The sequence below is a fragment of the Bradyrhizobium sp. KB893862 SZCCT0404 genome (assembly GCF_018130885.1).
Classification (GTDB): Bacteria; Pseudomonadota; Alphaproteobacteria; order Rhizobiales; family Xanthobacteraceae; genus Bradyrhizobium; species Bradyrhizobium stylosanthis.
The window spans coordinates 75,869-92,661 of the sequence record NZ_JAFCLT010000002.1 but is presented as its reverse complement, the minus strand read 5'-3'; the positions used below and the strand labels follow the sequence as shown (position 1 = coordinate 92,661).

The following is a 16,793-nucleotide window of genomic DNA, read 5'->3' as shown; positions in this document are numbered from 1 at the left end:
CAGTTATAAGTGGCGGTCATGAACGGCCGTTATGACGGGCCGGACGGCACTTGCGACCCCCTCCGCGCGGCGGCTAAAGAGGCGCCGGTGGCTGGGGATCGGGTCCCCCAGGGAACAGGATGACGGATCAGGCGATTTTGGTCACGAAGGCCGCCGGATGCATCGGCATTCACCCCGTCCTGCAGCTCCTGGCCGAAGGCGGGCCGGTCGGCGGGCCCGGCAATCTCGACAGCTGCGACGATCCGGCGCCGAGCGAGGCGCGCCACGGGCTCACGCATGTCGGGCATATGGCCATGTTTCCGTGTGTGAACGCCATCATGGAGGGACGGCCGATCCGGCTCCTTGACCGCGGCAGGATGCGCGCGGGCTTCAGCTGTATTGACGGCGTCACCGCTGTCGTGTCCAAGCTGGTCGATCAGGTGCCCGCGGACGATCCGGCTGCCGCAAATGCGCCGTCTAAGGTCTACAATGTCGGCAACCACCGCCCCGAGGAGCCGACGCACGCCGTCGGACTCCGGGAGCAGGCGCTGGGTCGGACGGCGATCGAAGAATTGCCGCCGATGCAGCCGGGGAATGTCTTGGAAACGTTCGCGGATGTCGAGCATCTGATGCGCGACCGGCTTTGCACAATGCCGATCGCGCACGGGGTTCGTAATTTTGTCACCTGGTATCGGGACTCCTTCAAGGTTTGAAATGACGATGGACAAACGCATTATCCCCCTGATCATGTGCGGCGGTGCCGGCACGCGGCTGTGGCCCGCCTCGCGCGAGGTGCGCCCGAAGCAGTTCCTGCCGCTGTTCGGCGCCCGCTCGACCTTCCAGGACACGCTGCTGCGCGTCTCGGACGCCTCGCTGTTCGATCGTCCTGTTGTCATCACCAATGCGTCCTATCGCTTCATGGTGCTGGAGCAGCTCGCCGAGATCGGCATCGAGGCCGACGTGATCCTCGAGCCGATGCGGCGCGACTCCGGCCCGGCGATCGCCGCGGGCGCCGTGTTCGCGCAGAACCGCGCCAGTGAAGCGATCGTGCTGGCGCTCGCCGCCGACCACGTGGTGCAGGACAACGCCGCCTTCGTCGCCGCCTGCCGCGAGGGTCTTACCGCCGCGAGCGCCGGGCGCATCGTGACCTTCGGCGTCAAGCCGGAGCGGCCGGCGACTGAATACGGCTATATCAGCCCGGGCGATGCGATCTCGGGCGAGGTGCATGCGGTCGCGCGCTTCGTCGAGAAGCCGGATGCGGTCAAGGCCGCGGACTATCTCAATTCGGGCTATCTCTGGAACAGCGGCAACTTCATGTTCCCGGCGAGCGTCCTGCTCGACGAATACCGCAAGGTCGATGCGGCCAGCGTCGACGCCGTCACCAACGCGGTCAACAATGCCGGCCGCGATCTCGGCTTCGTCACGCTGGAGCCGGAGGCGTTCGGCGCGGCGAAGGCGATCTCGATCGACTATGCCGTGATGGAGAAGACCGCGCGCGCCGCCGTGGTGCCGGTGTCCTGCGGCTGGTCCGACGTCGGATCCTGGCATGCGGTGTGGGAGCTCTCGCCGAAGGACGCGCAGGGCAACGCGGCGCATGGCGCTGCCGTGTTCGAAGACTCGCGCAACTGCAACGTCACGACGGATCAGGCGCTGGTCGCGCTCGAAGGCGTCGACGATCTCGTCGTGGTCGCGACCGCCGACGCCGTGCTGGTCTCGCGCCAGAAGGATGCCAACGGCCTGAAGCGGCTCGTGACCAAGCTCAAGGCGGTCGCGCCGAAGGTCACCGAGGAGCATCTCAAGGTGCACCGGCCGTGGGGCAGCTACCAGTCGGTCGACAATGGCGAGCGCCACCAGGTCAAGCGCATCGTGGTGAAGCCGGGCGGGCGCCTGTCGCTGCAGAAGCACCATCATCGCGCCGAGCACTGGATCGTGGTCCGCGGCGCAGCCCGCGTCACCGTCAACGAGACCGTGAAGACCGTGCACGAGAACGAGTCGATCTACATCCCGATGGGCGCGGTGCACCGGATGGAGAATCCCGGTAAAATCATGCTGGAACTGATCGAGGTCCAGACCGGCTCCTATCTCGGGGAGGACGATATCATCCGGATTGAAGACGACTATCAAAGGTCGTAACCAGCAAGCTCCGAATCACGCGATCCGGGCCTGAAAAGCCCGCCTTGGGCGGCCTAAGGCCCGGAGAACGTGTAATTTTTTGAATCAAATCGTGTCCGGTCAACTAAGCCGGCATTCGCCACAAATGTGGCACCCGTGCTAGAAGCGGCCCGGGGATTTGCGTTGAATCGGGGTTTGCTCACATGAGTTCCAAAGGGTCAGCACCGGCAAAGGCCGGCTTGCGCGTCGGCGTGATTGGCGCGGGCGTGATGGGCAGCAACCACGCGCGCGTGCTGAGCGGTCTTCCCGGCGTCAATCTCGTCGGCGTGGTCGATCCCTCGCCGGCGCACCTGTCGCGCACCACCGAGCTTGCGAACTGCCAGGGTTTCGAGACGCTCGACCAGCTCGTCGCCGCCGGCGTCGATGCCATCACCATCGCGGCGCCCACCCATCTGCATCACGAGGTCGCGCTCGCCTGCATCGCCAAGAACATCCATGTTCTGGTCGAGAAGCCGATCGCGTCCACGGTCGAAGAGGGCCGCGAGATCGTCGCTGCCGCGCAGAAGGCCGGCGTCACGCTGATGGTCGGTCATGTCGAGCGTTTCAATCCGGCCGTGGCCGCCGTCAAGCAGGCGATCGCGGGCGAGGACATCCTCTCCATCGCGATCACGCGCGTCGGCCCGTTCCCGCCGCGCATGTCCAATGTCGGCGTCGTCATCGACCTCGCCGTACACGACATCGACCTGATCCGCTGGTTCACCGAATCCGACATCGTCGAGGTGCAGCCGCAACTCTCGAGCGCGGTCGCCGAGCGCGAGGACATCGCGCTGTTACAGTTCCGCACCGAGAGTGGCGTGCTCGCCCACATCAACACCAACTGGCTGACGCCGTTCAAGGCGCGCAGCGTCACGGTCGCAACGCGTGGCAAATACGTGATGGGCGATCTCTTGACGCGCCAGGTCACCGAATGCTTCGGCTTCAAGCCCGACGGCAGCTATTCGATGCGGCATCTGCCGGTCGGTCATGACGAGCCGCTGCGTGCCGAGCTGCTGGCGTTCCTCAAGGCCGTGCGCAACGGCGAGACGCCGGCGGTTACCGGTGACGAAGGCGTCGCCAGCCTCGAGATCGCGACGCAGTGCCTGGAGACGCCGTCGCGGCCCGCAGCCAAATCGCCTGCGCTCAAAGGTCCGCGCCGCGTCGCCGGCTGAACCCTTTCCATGTCGACACCACAAGAAGGCGTCATGAACCAGCATCTGCGTTCCGAACCCATTCCCTTCATCGACGTCGCCTCGCAGCGCCGCCGGCTCGGCGCCTCGCTCGATGCCGCGGTGAAGCGCGTGATGGACCATTGCCAGTTCGTCAACGGGCCCGAAGTCGCCGAGCTCGAAAAGCAGCTTGCGGCCTACGCCGGCGCCAAGCACGTGATCGGCTGCGCTAGCGGCACCGATGCGATCCTGATGTTGATGATGGCGAAGAATGTCGGGCCCGGCGATGCCGTGTTCTGTCCGTCCTTCACCTTCATCGCGACGGCTTCGCCGGTGGCGCGGACCGGTGCGACGCCCGTCTATGTCGACGTCGACGAGACCACCTTCAACATGAGCCCGGAATCGCTCAAGCGCGGCATCGCGACCGCCAAAAAGGCCGGGCTCAAGCCGGTCGCCGTGATTCCGGTCGATCTGTTCGGCCAGCCCGCCGACCACGATGCGATCGCCGAGATCGCGAAGGCCGAAGGCCTGTTCGTGCTCGACGACGCCGCGCAAGGCTTCGGCGCGAGCTACAAGGGCCGCAAGCTCGGCACATTCGGGCTCGCCACCGCGACCAGCTTCTTCCCCGCAAAACCGCTCGGCTGCTTCGGCGACGGCGGCGCGATCTTCACCGATGACGACGAGCTCGCGGCGACGCTGCGCAGCATCCGCGTGCACGGGCAGGGCACCGACAAATACGACAACGTCCGTCTCGGCCTCACCGGCCGGCTCGACACCATGCAGGCCGCGGTGCTGATCGAGAAGCTCAAGATATTTGACGACGAGATCGCCGCCCGCAACCGGGTCGCCGAGCGCTATGCGCGCGGCCTCAGCAACGTCGTCACCGTGCCGCGTCTGGCGCCGGGCAACACCTCGGTCTGGGCGCAGTACACGATCCGCCTGCCCAAGGGCACCGACCGTGACGGCTTCGCCGCCGCGCTGAAGGCCCAGGGCGTGCCGACCGCGATCTATTACGGCAAGTCGATGCACCAGCAGAGCGCCTACAAGCAGTATCCGGTCGCCGAGGGCGGCCTGCCGGGCTGCGAGAGCCTGTCGCAGGACGTCATCAGCCTGCCGATGCATGCGTACCTGACCGAAGCCGATCAGGAGCGAATCATCGCCGCCGTGCAAGGCGCGCTCGCGGGCTGATCTCCTTTCCTTCCCCTCTCCCCTTGCGGGAGAGGGTGGCTCGCCGCAAAGCGGCGAGGCGGGTGAGGGGTCTCTCTCCGCGCGGAGAGTGCCGAGAGATACCCCTCACCCGATTGAGCCTGTGTTGACCTTCGGTGCTGCCCTCTCCCGCAAGGGGAGAGGGCGCATCCATGCGCATCGCAAGATGCAATCGACCTCCACTCGATAAGTCTCTAGAAGAGTCCGCATGCTCGGACGCATCTTCACGGTCGGTGGTTATACGCTGCTCTCGCGGCTGACGGGGTTTGCCCGCGACATCATGCTCGCGGCGATCCTCGGCGCCGGCCCGGTGGCCGACGCCTTTTTCGTCGCGCTGCGGCTGCCCAATCATTTCCGCGCGATCTTTGCCGAAGGCGCCTTCAACGCCGCCTGGGTGCCGGCCTATGCGCATGTCCATGGCGAGAAGGGGGAGGCGGCGGCAAAGCTGTTCGCCGACCGCATCTTCACGCTGCTGCTGGCTTCACAAGTGGTGCTGCTGGTCGTCGCCTGGCTGTTCATGCCGCAGGCCATGAGCATTCTGGCTCCGGGCTTTTCCGAGGATGCCGAACAGCGCAAGCTCGCGATCGAGCTGACCCGGATCACCTTTCCCTATCTGCTGCTGATCACGCTGGTGACGCTCTATGGCGGCATGCTCAACGTGATGCAGCGCTTTGCCAGCGCCGCCGCCGCCTCGATCTTCCTCAACGTCGCGATGATGATGACGCTGGCGGTCGCGGTCTGGTTTCCGACCGCAGGCCATGCCGCCGCCTGGGGGGTCTTGATCTCCGGCTTCCTGCAATATTTCCTGCTCGCCGGCGATCTCGCACGCCATGGCGGCCTGCCGCGCTTTGCGCCCCTAAAGCTCGACGAGGACGTCCGCAGTTTCTTCAGGGCGCTGGGACCGGCGACGCTGGGCTCGATGGGCACGCAGGTCGCGCTGTTCGCCGACACCATCATCGCGACCTTCCTGCCGGCCGGTGCGCTGTCGGCGCTCTATTACGCCGACCGGCTCAACCAGCTTCCGATCGGCGTCATCGGCATCGCCATCGGCACGGTGCTGCTGCCCGAGATGTCGCGACGGATCACCGCCAACGACCATGACGGCGCGATGAGGGCGCAGCGCCGCGCCTTCGACTTCACGCTGCTGTTCTCGGTGCCGTTCGTCGCGGCCTTTCTCACCGTGCCCGACGAGATCATGCGCGCGCTGTTCGCCCGCGGCGCGTTCTCCAAGGCCGATGCGGCAGCCGCCGGCGGTACGCTCGCGGCCTATGCCATCGGCCTGATCCCTTTCGTCCTGATCCGCAGCGCGGTCGCGACCTTCTATGCGCGCAAGGACACGGCAACGCCGGTGCGGGCCTCGCTGACCGGCATCGCTGTCAACGTCGCCCTGAAGGTCGTCCTGATGGGATCGCTGGCCCAGATCGGCCTCGCGCTCGCCACCGCCATCGGCGTCTGGACCAATCTCTTGCTGGTGCTGTTCTTCGCCGTGCGGCGCGGCTTTCTCGTGCTCGATCGCGCCTGGCTGATGTCGCTCGGGAAATTTTTGCTGACCGGACTGATCCTCGCCGCGGTGTTCTGGCTGATCGCGCGCTTTGGCGGTCCCGCGCTGGGTGCAATGCGCTTCCACGATGAGTTGACGCTGGCCCTGCTGGCCGTCGGCGGCACGATCGTTTACGCGCTCGCGGTCCTCATCCTGTTCGGTCGCCGCTGGCTGGTCTCGCTGGTGCGCGGCTAGGCGGACTTGCGGCGAACGAGAATGCAGTTCGGCCGCGGGTCACTTGCAGACACGCCAATGCGATCGCGCCCCGAGGTTGCTGCGGCGGAAAACGACATTGCTCCTTGGGTCTGATATGAAGTGGTCGTCAGTTGAGGCGGCTCCGAGAGGTAGCAATGGCCGAAAAGTGTGAGACCCGAGACGCGTCTGAGTTCATCGTCGGCACCCTGCTTGTCAGAGGTGTGGTGAAACCAGAGGATGCCGAGCGAGCGCACGATATAGTCGAAGAAGAACTCAAAGCTTGGTTATCAATCCAAGAATTCAACGGGCACTGGCCGTTTGCAAGGTAGCGCACTGAACGCGGCGATCGCGCAGAGCTGTACCCAGCCAAGAGTGCTCCAAAGCCTCGGTGAATGAAGGCGCCGGAGTAGTTGCTCGCCCCCAGGCTGCATCCGACCTCCGCACATCTCTTGATTTTGCGCAATTGCCGTGCTATCAGCGCCCCATGATTAAATGCTCGCGCAAAGTCAACTTCAACCACATGACCCGCTTCGGCTGGGCCGTGGGAGGAGTCGCGCGCTAGGATTTCGTCGACGACATCTTTTCCACCAGGCCCCGCCGGCATCGGACGGGGCCTTTTGTTTGGCCACGCTCCCTGCCGGCACAACAGCAGGAGCATACGATGCCACCACAACTGACGGACATATCACCCGGAATTGAGGGCGATGCCGCAAGGCGCGGCCTCAACCTCTCCATCGTGCAGGCGAAGAGCGCGGTCGACCAGGCGTTCGCAGCACGCCTCAAGGCGTCTGCTGCGGCTCTGGAAAATGCTTCGTCGGATAAGGTTGCTGCCGCGCCAGCGGCGCGAAGTGTCCTCGGTCAGCTCAAGCAATATTGGAGTGCGTTCTGGCAGCGGCGCCAGGGCAGGCGGCTTGCCTTGCAGGACCTGAGCGACCGGGAGCTGATGGACATCGGCCTGACGCGCGGCGAGATCGATTCCCTCACACCGCAACGCGCGATCGATACGCTGAGAGACAGCACGCTGCACCTCTGGAGCCGTGGTGGGACCTAGATGATCAACTGCAAGAAACGGCGCTCCGAGAACAAGCGGCAGTCGCTACGGCCGTTTGTTCTCGAGCGTGCGCTGCGGTGCGAATTTGGCAACAGCTCTGCCGTCGGCCAACTGGCCGGGACGGCGACCGCCAAAGACATCCCTGGAATCACGATCTTTTTAGGGAAGTGACCGTGCTGTGGTCTTTCCGCCCAAGCTCGCGCTGAGGCGAGGCACGGGGCAATTTTTCGCGGACCGAGCCTGCCCGAACCCATTTGCCTTGCCACTTTTTCCACGGCAATATGCCGGCAAAACAACCATAGGACGGGATAAGAAAATGGCGGCTCCCATCAAGTTCGGCGTTGGCCAAAGCGTGCTGCGCAAGGAGGATGACGCGCTCATCCGCGGCAAGGGCCGCTATACCGACGATTACGCGCCGCAGGCCGCGCTGCGCTGCCTCGTGCTGCGCTCGCCGCATGCGCATGCCAAATACGCCATCGATGCGAGCCGCGCCCGCGGCCTGCCCGGCATCGCGCTGATCCTGACCGCGGACGACGTTGCGGATCTCGGCAATCTGCCCTGCCTGTTCAATCTCGAGACCGATCCGTTCACCGGCCCGCCTTACCCGATCCTCGCCAAGGACGAGGTGCGACATGTCGGCGATTCCATCGCCTTCGTCGTCGCCGAGACCATCGACCAGGCCCGCGACGCGATCGAGGCGATCGAGGTCAAATGGTCGCCGCTGCCGGCGGTGACCGGCGTCGTCAACGCCGTGAAGAAGGGCGCGCCGCAGGTCTGGCCGGACAAGGCCGGCAACGTGCTGTTCGACGTCTCGATCGGCGACAAGGCGGCGACGGAAGCCGCCTTCGCCAAGGCGCATGCGGTGGCCGAGATCTCCATCGTCAATCCGCGCGTGGTCGCAAGCTTCCTGGAGACGCGCGCGGCGGTCTGCGAATACGATGCCAAGCACGACCATCTGACGCTGACGGTCGGCAGCCAGGGCAGCCACCGCCTGCGCGACATCCTGTGCCAGAACGTGCTCAATATCCCGACCGACAAGATGCGGGTGATCTGCCCCGACGTGGGCGGCGGCTTCGGCACAAAGCTGTTTCCGTACCGCGAATACGCCCTGATGGCAGTCGCGGCGCGCAAGCTGAAGAAGGCGGTGAAATGGGCCGCCGACCGCTCCGAGCATTTCATGGGCGACGCGCAGGGCCGCGACAACGTCACCACCGCGAAGATGGCGCTGGCCGAGGACGGCAAGTTCCTCGCGATGGATTGCGACCTGATGGGCGACATGGGCGCCTATCTCTCCACCTTCGGGCCCTACATCCCGCATGGCGGCGCCGGCATGCTGCCGGGTCTGTACGACATCCAGGCCTTCCACTGCCGGGTGCGCACCATCTTCACCCACAGCGTTCCGGTCGATGCCTATCGCGGAGCGGGCCGCCCTGAGGCGGCCTATGTGATCGAGCGCCTGGTCGATGCCTGTGCACGAAAGCTCGACATGACGCCGGATGCCATCCGCCGCAAGAATTTCATTCCGCCGAAGGCGCTGCCCTACAAGACCGCGACGGGCAAGGTCTACGATTCCGGCGACTTCGCCGCGCATCTGAAGCGCGCGATGGAGATCGGCGAGTGGAAGGAGTTTGCAAAGCGCGCCAAGACGGCCAAGAAGGGCGGCCTGGTACGCGGCATCGGGCTTGCCAGCTATGTCGAGATTTGCGGCGTGATGGGCGAGGAGACGGCCAACGTTCGCCTCGATCCCAGTGGCGATGTCACTGTCCTGATCGGTACGCAATCGAGCGGGCAGGGGCATCAGACCGCCTATGCGCAGATCATCGCCGAGCAGTTCGGCCTGCCGCCTGAGCGGGTGCATGTCCGCCAGGGCGACACCGGCGAGATCGCGACGGGCCTCGGCACCGGCGGCTCGGCCTCGATTCCCACCGGCGGCGTCTGCGTGGAGCGCGCCGCGGGCGATCTCGGCAAGAAGCTGAAGGAGCTTGCGGCGCAAGCGCTGGAAGCGAGCGCCGGCGACCTCGAGATCACCGACGGCGTGGTTCGCATCTCCGGCACCGACCGTTCGATCTCGTTCGCCGATCTCGCCAAGCGGCCTGGCGCCGATCCGTCGAAGCTCAACGGCAGCGCGACTTTCGCCAGCGCCGACGGCACCTATCCCAACGGCACGCATCTGGCGGAAGTCGAGCTCGATCCGGCCACCGGCATCATCAGAATCGTCAACTACGTGATCGTCGACGATTTCGGCAAGACGCTCAATCCGCTGTTGCTGGCAGGTCAGGTGCATGGCGGTGCCATGCAGGGCATCGGCCAGGCACTGATGGAGCAGGTGGTCTATGGGCCGACCGACGGCCAGCTCATCACCGCGACTTTCATGGACTATGCGCTGCCGCGCGCGGCGGACGGTCCGGCGTTCGTGTTCGAGACCGCCAACGTCCCCTGCAAGACCAATCCGCTGGGGGTGAAGGGCGCGGGCGAGGCCGGCGCGATCGGTTCCTGTCCGGCGATCGTCAACGCCATCGTCGATGCGCTCTGGCGCGAATACAAGATCGACCACATCGACATGCCGGCAACCCCCGAGCGGGTGTGGATCGCCATCAACGAGCATCACCGCCGTCATAGCCTGTAAGCCGAAGCATGATTAGCTCGCGACAAACGCGCAAAAGCGCGTTTGCGCGGGCGATCGTGCCCGACGAACAACGGGGAGCGCGACAATTTATCCTCGCTCTCCCGGTGGAATGAAGTCTGCCTGTCGGTGTTGGCCCAATGTGGGGTCAGCACGATCCTGTCTCAAGGAAAGGGATTTTGCGAATGAAACGAGTTTTGGTTGTCGCGGGCGCGCTGTTGCTCGGCATGGGCGCCGTTTGGGCACAGCAGGACTCCGTCAAGGAGGTCCAGACCCTCATGAAGGGCAACGGCAAGAATGCCGGTGCGGTCGCCGCGATGGTCAAGGGCGAGAAGCCCTACGATCAGGCCACCGTCGATACAGCGCTGGCGCAGTTCGAGGACACCGCCAAGAAGCTGCCGAACCTGTTTCCGGCCAGCGCCAAGGGCGTGAAGCCCGAGGGCGACTACTCGGCCTCGCCGAAGATCTGGGAGGACAAGGCCGGCTTCGACGCCAAGATCGCGAGCTTCGCCAAGGTCGTCGGCGAAGCCAAGGGCAAGATCAAGGACCTCGATACGCTCAAGGCGAATTTCCCGGCCGTCGGCAAGGAATGCGGCGCCTGCCACGAGACGTTCCGCGTCAAGAACAGCTGAGGCGGAAACCTGTAGCCCGGATGGAGCGAAGCGAAATCCGGGAAACCTGCGCGAGTTGATGAACTGTCCCGGATTGCGCTTCGCTCCATCCGGGCTACCAGAATCAGGAAAGGGCGGTTGCGAGAGCAGCCGCCTTTTTTGTTGGGGTAACATCAGGTCTCGTAGCCCGGATGAGCCAACGGGTCGCGCGAATGCGCGCCCGATGACGGGCTCCGCGATTTCCGGGAATCGATCCGCGGCGATGGTCTGTCCCGGATGTCGCTTCGCTCATCCGGGCTACGGGAATCACGCCGGATGAGTCGGCGCTCGGCCCAACGGGAAATTCTGTTCGCAAGGTCTGACGGATCGCACCTGGAGCCGCTATCTTGATGTCAACGGCCGTGCGCTGACACGAGTCGACGCATCTCACCCGACGCCTGACGTCGGGAGTTCCAACGCGCGGCGGGCACCAGAACAGCGAGACTGGCCATGGCAAAACCGTTCCCGTCGAAGACCCATATCGGCAACCATATGCTGCATCCGGAAACCCTGATGCTGACCTATGGCTACGATCCGCAATTGTCGGAAGGCGCGATCAAGCCGCCGGTGTTCCTGACCTCCACCTTCGTGTTCAGGACCGCCGAGGACGGCCAGGACTTCTTCGACTTCGTCGCCGGCCGGCGCGAGCCGCCGGAAGGGATGGGGGCGGGCCTGGTCTATTCGCGCTTCAACCATCCCAACAGCGAGATCGTCGAGGATCGGCTCGCGGTGTACGAGCGCACCGAGAGCTGTGCGCTGTTCTCGTCCGGCATGGCGGCAATCTCGACCACCATCCTGGCGTTCGTCCGCCCGGGCGATGTCATCCTGCATTCACAGCCGCTCTATGGCGGGACCGAAACCCTGCTGACGAACACGCTGGCGCGCCTGTCGATCGGCGCCGTCGGATTCGCCGACGGCATCGATGAAGCCTCGGTCAGGCAGGCCGCGGACGAGGCGATGGGCAAGGGCCGGGTCTCGATGATCCTGATCGAGACGCCGGCCAATCCGACCAACGGCCTCGTCGACATCGCGCTGATCCGCCGCATCGCCGATTCCATCGGCAAGGCGCAGGGACACACGCCGATCATCGCCTGCGACAATACGCTGCTCGGGCCGGTGTTTCAGCGGCCGATCGAGCACGGCGCGGACGTGTCGCTGTACTCGCTGACCAAATATGTCGGCGGTCATTCCGACCTGATCGCGGGCGCCGCGCTCGGCACGAAGGCGATCATGAAGGGCATCAAGGCGCTGCGCGGCGCGATCGGCACCCAGCTCGATCCGCATTCGTGCTGGATGATCAACCGCTCGCTGGAGACGCTGAGCCTGCGCATGGAAAAGGCCGACGCGAATGCGCGCCTCGTCGCGAGCTATTTGCGCGATCACCCCAAGGTCGCGAAAGTGCACTATCTCGGTCATCATCCCGAAACCTCGCCGGCGGGACGCGTGTTCGCGCGGCAGTGCCTGGGGGCGGGATCGACCTTCTCGTTCGACATCGTCGGCGGCAAGGAGGCCGCGGTCAAATTCCTCAATGCGCTGCAAATCCTCAAGCTCGCGGTGAGCCTCGGCGGCACCGAGTCGCTCGCGAGCCTGCCGGCGACGATGACCCATTCCGGCGTTCCCGCCGGCATCCGCCAGAAGATCGGCGTGCTGGATTCGACGATCCGCCTGTCGATCGGGATCGAGAACCCGTCGGATCTGATCGCCGATCTCGCGCAGGCGCTGAACGCGGCTTGAGTGGTGGGATTAAAGCGGATTGGCCGCGCGGCACGCCGACATGATCGCCGCGGCGGCCTCGTTGCTCTGCGCACCCGAGAGCTGTCGCACGAGGCAGACGTAATAGCCCTTGCTGGATGCATTCAGCAGGGAATCGCCGTTGACGACGAGCCAGTTGCAGGCGGAACGGATGTACTGCACGGCCAGGGGCGATCGCGTGTCGCGGATGGCGGACAGCTCGCATTGAGCCTGCCTTTCCATGTCGCTTTGCGCGGCGACGGGAGCCGAGAACCAAAGCAGCGCGCCGGCAGCGAGCAGGCCTGCCAGACCATGCGGGCACCTGCGCGCCCTTCTCGTGCTGGCGCCGTTGCGCCGATCGGGAACGCTGGAAACAAGTCGCACGGTGCACTCTGGAGCTGGTGAAGGCCGAAGTTTACGGCCGAACGATCGGAGCTGGCAAGGTACGGGTCTGCACATCGCAGGTACCTGCGTGCAAATCGAAAAGGCCGGACGCTCCCTCCTGCGCCCGGCCTTTCCGCGACGAAGCCCGCGTTTTCGCTTTACTTCGTCACCTGACCACGGATCTCACCGCCGGGGTTCGCGGCGGTGTGGATGTTGATGTAATATTTGCCGCCAAGCAGATCGGCGGCCTGCGCGTCGGTGAGCGTCGCCTCGCCCTTGACGGGGCTTGCCGCCGCATTCGGGATCGCAACCGCGACGCCGCCGTTCTTGCCGGCCTCGGCTGGGCCGTGGAAATGGGCGGCGGTCGCGGGGCCGGAGAGCCCGGAATAGGTGACGGTCCAGGACAATTTCTTGCTCGCCGCATCATAGTTCAGATCGGCCGTTCCGGTGCCGCTGCTCGTGGTGGCCGGGACCTCGGCCTTGCCGTCGAGCGTTGCTTTCAGCTTCTCGGCGCTGGCGGAGCCGGCAAAAGCAGCGGCGCCGAGCGCGATCATGGCAATGACGGTCTTGTTCATGACATTCTCCCTGGTGGCTTCGTTGGGCAACCAAACTTCCAACATCTGGCGTTTCAGTTTATTCCCGTTTCCGGCCAGGGCGGGCTAAATTCTTCGTGGCTGGAGCCGCGCGGATATCGGCCGTAAGTTCGCCGCAACCGATGAATGGATCTGCATGTTGCAACGAACAATCCTCGCGGCGCTGCTCACCGCGGTCATTGCAGGCGGCGTCTATTGGTGGCTCAGCGCACCGGTGGTGGCCGCTTCCGGCGCCGCGCCGGCCCATGTCCCGAACCTCGCCAACGGCGAGGTAATGTTCAATGCCGGCGGCTGCGCGTCCTGCCACGCCGTTCCCGACCAGCCCGACCGCCTGAAGCTCGGCGGCGGCGTCGCGATCAAGTCGCCGTTCGGAACGTTCTACGCGCCGAACATCTCGTCCGATCCGACCTACGGCATCGGCAAATGGACCGACACGGACTTCGTCAACGCGGTGATGCACGGGGTCTCGCCGGACGGGCAGCATTATTTCCCGGCCTTTCCCTACACCTCCTATCAGCATGCCAGGCGCGACGACGTGCTCGATCTCTTCGCCTATCTGAAAACGCTGCCGGCAGTTAGCGGAAAAGTGCGCGACCACGACGTCGGCTTTCCCTTCAACATCCGCCGCAACATCGGAATCTGGAAATTCCTGTTCATGAACGGCAGGCCGTTCGTCGCCGACGGCAGCAAATCGCCGGAGTGGAATCGCGGGGCCTATCTCGTCAACAGCTTCGGCCATTGCGCCGAATGCCACAGCCCGCGCAATGCGCTCGGCGGCATCATCGCAGGCGAGCGCTTTGCCGGCGGCCCGAATCCCGAAGGCGAGGGCTGGGTGCCCAACATCACCCAGAAGCGCCTCGGTGAGTGGAGCGTCAAGGATATCGCCTATTTCCTGAAGACCGGCGAATTGCCCGACGGCGACAGCGTCGGCGGCGCGATGACACGCGTGATCAGGAACACCTCGCACTTGCCGGATGCGGATCTTGCCGCGATGGCGGATTACATCAAGTCGCTGCCGCCGGTGGACGGCCCGCCGCGGCCAAAGCGCAAGGAGGGCGGCGCCTGAGCGGCGATGGCCGGGCCGCGCCGATCGCGGCCCGCTAGCTCGCGCCGAACGCCTTGAAGGTGATGATGGTGAGCGTGTCCTGGATGCCCGGCAGCACCTGCACCTTCTCGTTGACGAAGTGGCCGATGTCGGTGTCCTTGTCGACGTAGAACTTCACCAGCAGATCGTACTGACCGGCGGTGGAATAGATCTCGGAGGCGATCTCGGCTTCGGCGAGCGCATTGGCGACCGTATACGACTGGCCAAGCTTGCATTTGATCTGGACGAAAAAGGGAACCATTGCAGTCACTCCGAAAGCGCATCTGGCCGCTAATAGGCCAAAACCGGCCGGGCTTGGCAAGCGACCTTGCCGGCCCCGGCCGGAGGCGCTTTTAGGACGGAAGCGGCGCGGCGGCAAACGCCTCCCGCAGCCGCCGGGCGAGCTCGGCGTTGCGATAGGGCTTGGTCAGCACGATCGACTGCGCGTGCGCGCGGCCCTGCTCGACCAGGGTCTCCAGGGCGTAGCCGGACGAGAACACGACCGGCAAAGCGGGGCGGATGCGCCGGGCCTCGTCGGCGAGCTCCCAGCCGCTCATCCCGCCGGGCATCACGATGTCGGTGAACAGCAGGTCGATGGCCGGATTGCTGCGGAGCAGCTGCAGGGCTTCCTTGCCGTTGACGGCCGAGATCACGCGATATCCGAGCGCCTCGACGCGCAGCGTGACGGAGGAGCGCACGAACGGATCGTCCTCGGCGACCAGGACCGTCTCGTGGCCGCGGGGGGCAGCCTCTTCGCGCACCGCAATGTCGGCCAGCGACTGCTCGCCGCCGGCATGCGGCAGATAGATGCGGACCGTCGTGCCGAGACCCGGCTCGCTGTAGATCGAGACATGCCCGCCCGACTGCTTGGCGAAGCCGTAGACCATGCTGAGCCCGAGGCCCGAGCCCTTGCCGACCTCCTTGGTGGTGAAGAACGGCTCGAAGGCGCGCTCGATGATTTCGGGCGTCATGCCCTCGCCGTCGTCGGTGACCGAGATCATCGCGTAGCTGCCGGACACGACCTCCGGATGCTGGATGCGGTAATGCTCGTCGATCGCGGTGAGCTCGGTGCTGAGGGTGAGATGCCCGCCCGACGGCATCGCGTCCTGCGCGTTGAGCGCGAGGTTGAGCACGGCGGATTCGAGCTGGGCGCGGTCGGCGAAAGCCAGGATGGAGCCGGATCCGAACGCGGTCTTGATCTCGATGTTCTCGCGCAGGGTGCGCTTGAGCAGCTTGTGCATGGAGGCGAGGAGCTCGCGGCACTCGATCGCGCGGGGCTGCAGCAATTGGCGCCGGCTGAATGCGAGCAGCCGCTGCGTCAGCTCGGCGCCGCGCTCGCCCGACTGGCAGATGTCGTCGGCGAAGCGGCGCAGGTCCGGACGGGCCTTGAGCTGCTCGCTGAGGAATTCCGCGTTGCCGATGATGACGGTGAGCAGATTGTTGAAGTCGTGGGCGATGCCGCCGGAGAGCTGGCCGACCGTCTCCATCTTCTGAGCCTGCTGCAGCTGCTGCTCGGTGAGCTTGCGCGCGGTGAGGTCGTGGACGATGCCGACATAGACCAGCTCGCCGTCCTGCCACGCCTGGCCCACCGACAGATTCATCGGGAAGCTCGTTCCGTCCTTGCGCAGACCGGCGGCTTCACCGGTTGCGAAACGCCCTGCATGAGCCGTGGATGAGCGCCGCTTCTCGTCGGACATCAGCATGCCGATGTCGAGATTCATGACCTCGTCGGCGCGGTAGCCGAACAGCCGCTCGCAGGCGGGATTGAACAGGAGGATGCGGGCCTGCGCGTCGAACAGGACGACGCCGTCGACCGCGGTGTCGACCACCGCGGTGAGGCGCGTCATGCTCTCGCGCAGCGCGCGCTGGGCTTCGTTGACCTGCTGCAGCAGCTGCGCCGCGTCCCGGTTCTTGGTCTCCTCCTCCTGGAGCGCGGCCTGGACCTTCCGGAGCTCGAACGGCGAGGGGATGGCGAGGATCTTGGGCAGCAGCGGCCAGAGCGCAGCGGCGGTGAAAATCGATGCCACGGCGGTTGCCGCCTTGACGATGCCCTCGATGCCGTAGATCGGGACCCAGAGGGTGTAGATTGACAGCACATGGGTCAGGCCGCAGGCCATGATGAAGACGGCGAAGGCCCAGAACACCCATCCGAATTTGAGGTCGCGGCGCTTGGTGACGAGGATCGCGAGCGCAAACGGGATCGAGAAATAGGCGAGCGCAATACAGGCGTCCGAGACGACGTGCAGCCAGATCAGCTCAGGTTCCCACAGCAGGCAGATCCCGTGCGGCGAGAACATCGAGGAATCGAGGAGACGTTCGAAATAGGCCCACATGATTGCTTGTATCCCGAGAGGATTGCGGGCCGAGGCTGGCCCGCAACATGGAGTCGCTGGACGAATCCACCCGTCAACCTCTCATTCAACCGAATCTCTGCCAAGGC

General features: G+C 65.1%; 15 protein-coding genes. 11 read left to right on the top strand and 4 right to left on the bottom strand.

The annotated features are described in order from the left end of the window. The first annotated feature begins 119 nt into the window (after positions 1-119). From JQ617_RS09270 to JQ617_RS09225, 10 genes are all read left to right on the top strand, one after another. A complete protein-coding gene (locus tag JQ617_RS09270) occupies positions 120-692 on the top strand; it encodes a Rossmann-fold NAD(P)-binding domain-containing protein (protein ID WP_212026062.1) in 573 nt (190 codons plus the stop codon). A gap of 7 nt (positions 693-699) precedes the next feature. Next, positions 700-2,112, top strand: coding sequence for a mannose-1-phosphate guanylyltransferase/mannose-6-phosphate isomerase (locus JQ617_RS09265; RefSeq protein ID WP_212026061.1), 1,413 nt, complete (start codon positions 700-702; stop codon positions 2,110-2,112). Between the two features lie 182 nt (positions 2,113-2,294). Continuing rightward, positions 2,295-3,299, top strand: a complete 1,005-nt coding sequence (locus JQ617_RS09260) for a Gfo/Idh/MocA family protein (RefSeq protein ID WP_212026060.1) — start codon at positions 2,295-2,297, stop codon at positions 3,297-3,299. A gap of 33 nt (positions 3,300-3,332) precedes the next feature. Next, positions 3,333-4,484: a DegT/DnrJ/EryC1/StrS family aminotransferase gene (locus JQ617_RS09255; protein WP_212026059.1), complete on the top strand. Its 1,152-nt coding sequence runs from the start codon at positions 3,333-3,335 to the stop codon at positions 4,482-4,484. A gap of 226 nt (positions 4,485-4,710) precedes the next feature. Next, a complete protein-coding gene (gene murJ, locus JQ617_RS09250) occupies positions 4,711-6,237 on the top strand; it encodes a murein biosynthesis integral membrane protein MurJ (RefSeq protein WP_212026058.1) in 1,527 nt (508 codons plus the stop codon). A 661-nt stretch (positions 6,238-6,898) separates the two neighbouring features. Then, complete coding sequence (locus JQ617_RS09245; protein ID WP_212026057.1) at positions 6,899-7,288, top strand: DUF1127 domain-containing protein; 390 nt, start codon at positions 6,899-6,901, stop codon at positions 7,286-7,288. Further along, positions 7,289-7,459 carry a hypothetical protein gene (locus tag JQ617_RS09240; RefSeq protein ID WP_212026056.1) on the top strand — a complete coding sequence of 57 codons (171 nt, stop codon included), beginning with the start codon at positions 7,289-7,291 and terminating at the stop codon, positions 7,457-7,459. A gap of 145 nt (positions 7,460-7,604) precedes the next feature. Then, the gene (locus JQ617_RS09235; RefSeq protein WP_212026055.1) at positions 7,605-9,914 is read left to right on the top strand and encodes a xanthine dehydrogenase family protein molybdopterin-binding subunit; all 2,310 of its coding nucleotides are present in this window, start codon (positions 7,605-7,607) and stop codon (positions 9,912-9,914) included. 182 nt (positions 9,915-10,096) lie between these two features. Continuing rightward, entirely contained in the window at positions 10,097-10,543 is a 447-nt protein-coding gene (locus tag JQ617_RS09230) for a c-type cytochrome (protein WP_212026054.1), read from the top strand. Between the two features lie 468 nt (positions 10,544-11,011). Further along, the gene (locus JQ617_RS09225; protein WP_145661345.1) at positions 11,012-12,295 is read left to right on the top strand and encodes a cystathionine gamma-synthase family protein; all 1,284 of its coding nucleotides are present in this window, start codon (positions 11,012-11,014) and stop codon (positions 12,293-12,295) included. A 9-nt stretch (positions 12,296-12,304) separates the two neighbouring features. On the opposite strand, the gene JQ617_RS40215 is transcribed toward JQ617_RS09225, so the two are convergent. Both JQ617_RS40215 and JQ617_RS09215 read right to left on the bottom strand, forming a co-directional pair. Beyond that, positions 12,305-12,751, bottom strand: a complete 447-nt coding sequence (locus JQ617_RS40215) for a VF_A0006 family four-cysteine protein (RefSeq protein ID WP_283842054.1) — start codon at positions 12,749-12,751, stop codon at positions 12,305-12,307. Between the two features lie 83 nt (positions 12,752-12,834). Continuing rightward, positions 12,835-13,251: a CHRD domain-containing protein gene (locus tag JQ617_RS09215; RefSeq protein WP_212026052.1), complete on the bottom strand. Its 417-nt coding sequence runs from the start codon at positions 13,249-13,251 to the stop codon at positions 12,835-12,837. 154 nt (positions 13,252-13,405) lie between these two features. On the opposite strand from JQ617_RS09215, the gene JQ617_RS09210 reads away from it, so the two are divergent. Further along, positions 13,406-14,335: a c-type cytochrome gene (locus JQ617_RS09210; protein ID WP_212026051.1), complete on the top strand. Its 930-nt coding sequence runs from the start codon at positions 13,406-13,408 to the stop codon at positions 14,333-14,335. A 34-nt stretch (positions 14,336-14,369) separates the two neighbouring features. Here the strand turns inward: JQ617_RS09210 and JQ617_RS09205 are convergent, their stop codons facing one another. Together JQ617_RS09205 and JQ617_RS09200 are read right to left on the bottom strand one after the other, a co-directional pair. After that, positions 14,370-14,615 (bottom strand): Lrp/AsnC ligand binding domain-containing protein, encoded by a 246-nt coding sequence (locus tag JQ617_RS09205; RefSeq protein ID WP_018317369.1) that lies wholly within the window; start codon positions 14,613-14,615, stop codon positions 14,370-14,372. 91 nt (positions 14,616-14,706) lie between these two features. Then, entirely contained in the window at positions 14,707-16,686 is a 1,980-nt protein-coding gene (locus JQ617_RS09200) for a hybrid sensor histidine kinase/response regulator (RefSeq protein ID WP_212026050.1), read from the bottom strand. Between the last annotated feature and the right edge of the window lie 107 nt (positions 16,687-16,793).

What these genes read in the sequence shown, in the direction of transcription:
- JQ617_RS09270 (WP_212026062.1), top strand. Translation starts at nt 120, where the DNA reads ATGACGGATCAGGCGATTTTGGTCACGAAGGCCGCCGGATGCATCGGC.
- JQ617_RS09260 (WP_212026060.1), top strand. Translation starts at nt 2,295, where the DNA reads ATGAGTTCCAAAGGGTCAGCACCGGCAAAGGCCGGCTTGCGCGTCGGC.
- JQ617_RS09210 (WP_212026051.1), top strand. Translation starts at nt 13,406, where the DNA reads ATGTTGCAACGAACAATCCTCGCGGCGCTGCTCACCGCGGTCATTGCA.
- JQ617_RS09200 (WP_212026050.1), bottom strand. Translation starts at nt 16,686, where the DNA reads ATGTGGGCCTATTTCGAACGTCTCCTCGATTCCTCGATGTTCTCGCCG.
- JQ617_RS09205 (WP_018317369.1), bottom strand. Translation starts at nt 14,615, where the DNA reads ATGGTTCCCTTTTTCGTCCAGATCAAATGCAAGCTTGGCCAGTCGTAT.
- JQ617_RS09240 (WP_212026056.1), top strand. Translation starts at nt 7,289, where the DNA reads ATGATCAACTGCAAGAAACGGCGCTCCGAGAACAAGCGGCAGTCGCTA.
- JQ617_RS40215 (WP_283842054.1), bottom strand. Translation starts at nt 12,751, where the DNA reads ATGTGCAGACCCGTACCTTGCCAGCTCCGATCGTTCGGCCGTAAACTT.
- JQ617_RS09215 (WP_212026052.1), bottom strand. Translation starts at nt 13,251, where the DNA reads ATGAACAAGACCGTCATTGCCATGATCGCGCTCGGCGCCGCTGCTTTT.
- JQ617_RS09235 (WP_212026055.1), top strand. Translation starts at nt 7,605, where the DNA reads ATGGCGGCTCCCATCAAGTTCGGCGTTGGCCAAAGCGTGCTGCGCAAG.
- JQ617_RS09225 (WP_145661345.1), top strand. Translation starts at nt 11,012, where the DNA reads ATGGCAAAACCGTTCCCGTCGAAGACCCATATCGGCAACCATATGCTG.
- JQ617_RS09245 (WP_212026057.1), top strand. Translation starts at nt 6,899, where the DNA reads ATGCCACCACAACTGACGGACATATCACCCGGAATTGAGGGCGATGCC.
- murJ (WP_212026058.1), top strand. Translation starts at nt 4,711, where the DNA reads ATGCTCGGACGCATCTTCACGGTCGGTGGTTATACGCTGCTCTCGCGG.
- JQ617_RS09230 (WP_212026054.1), top strand. Translation starts at nt 10,097, where the DNA reads ATGAAACGAGTTTTGGTTGTCGCGGGCGCGCTGTTGCTCGGCATGGGC.
- JQ617_RS09265 (WP_212026061.1), top strand. Translation starts at nt 700, where the DNA reads ATGGACAAACGCATTATCCCCCTGATCATGTGCGGCGGTGCCGGCACG.
- JQ617_RS09255 (WP_212026059.1), top strand. Translation starts at nt 3,333, where the DNA reads ATGAACCAGCATCTGCGTTCCGAACCCATTCCCTTCATCGACGTCGCC.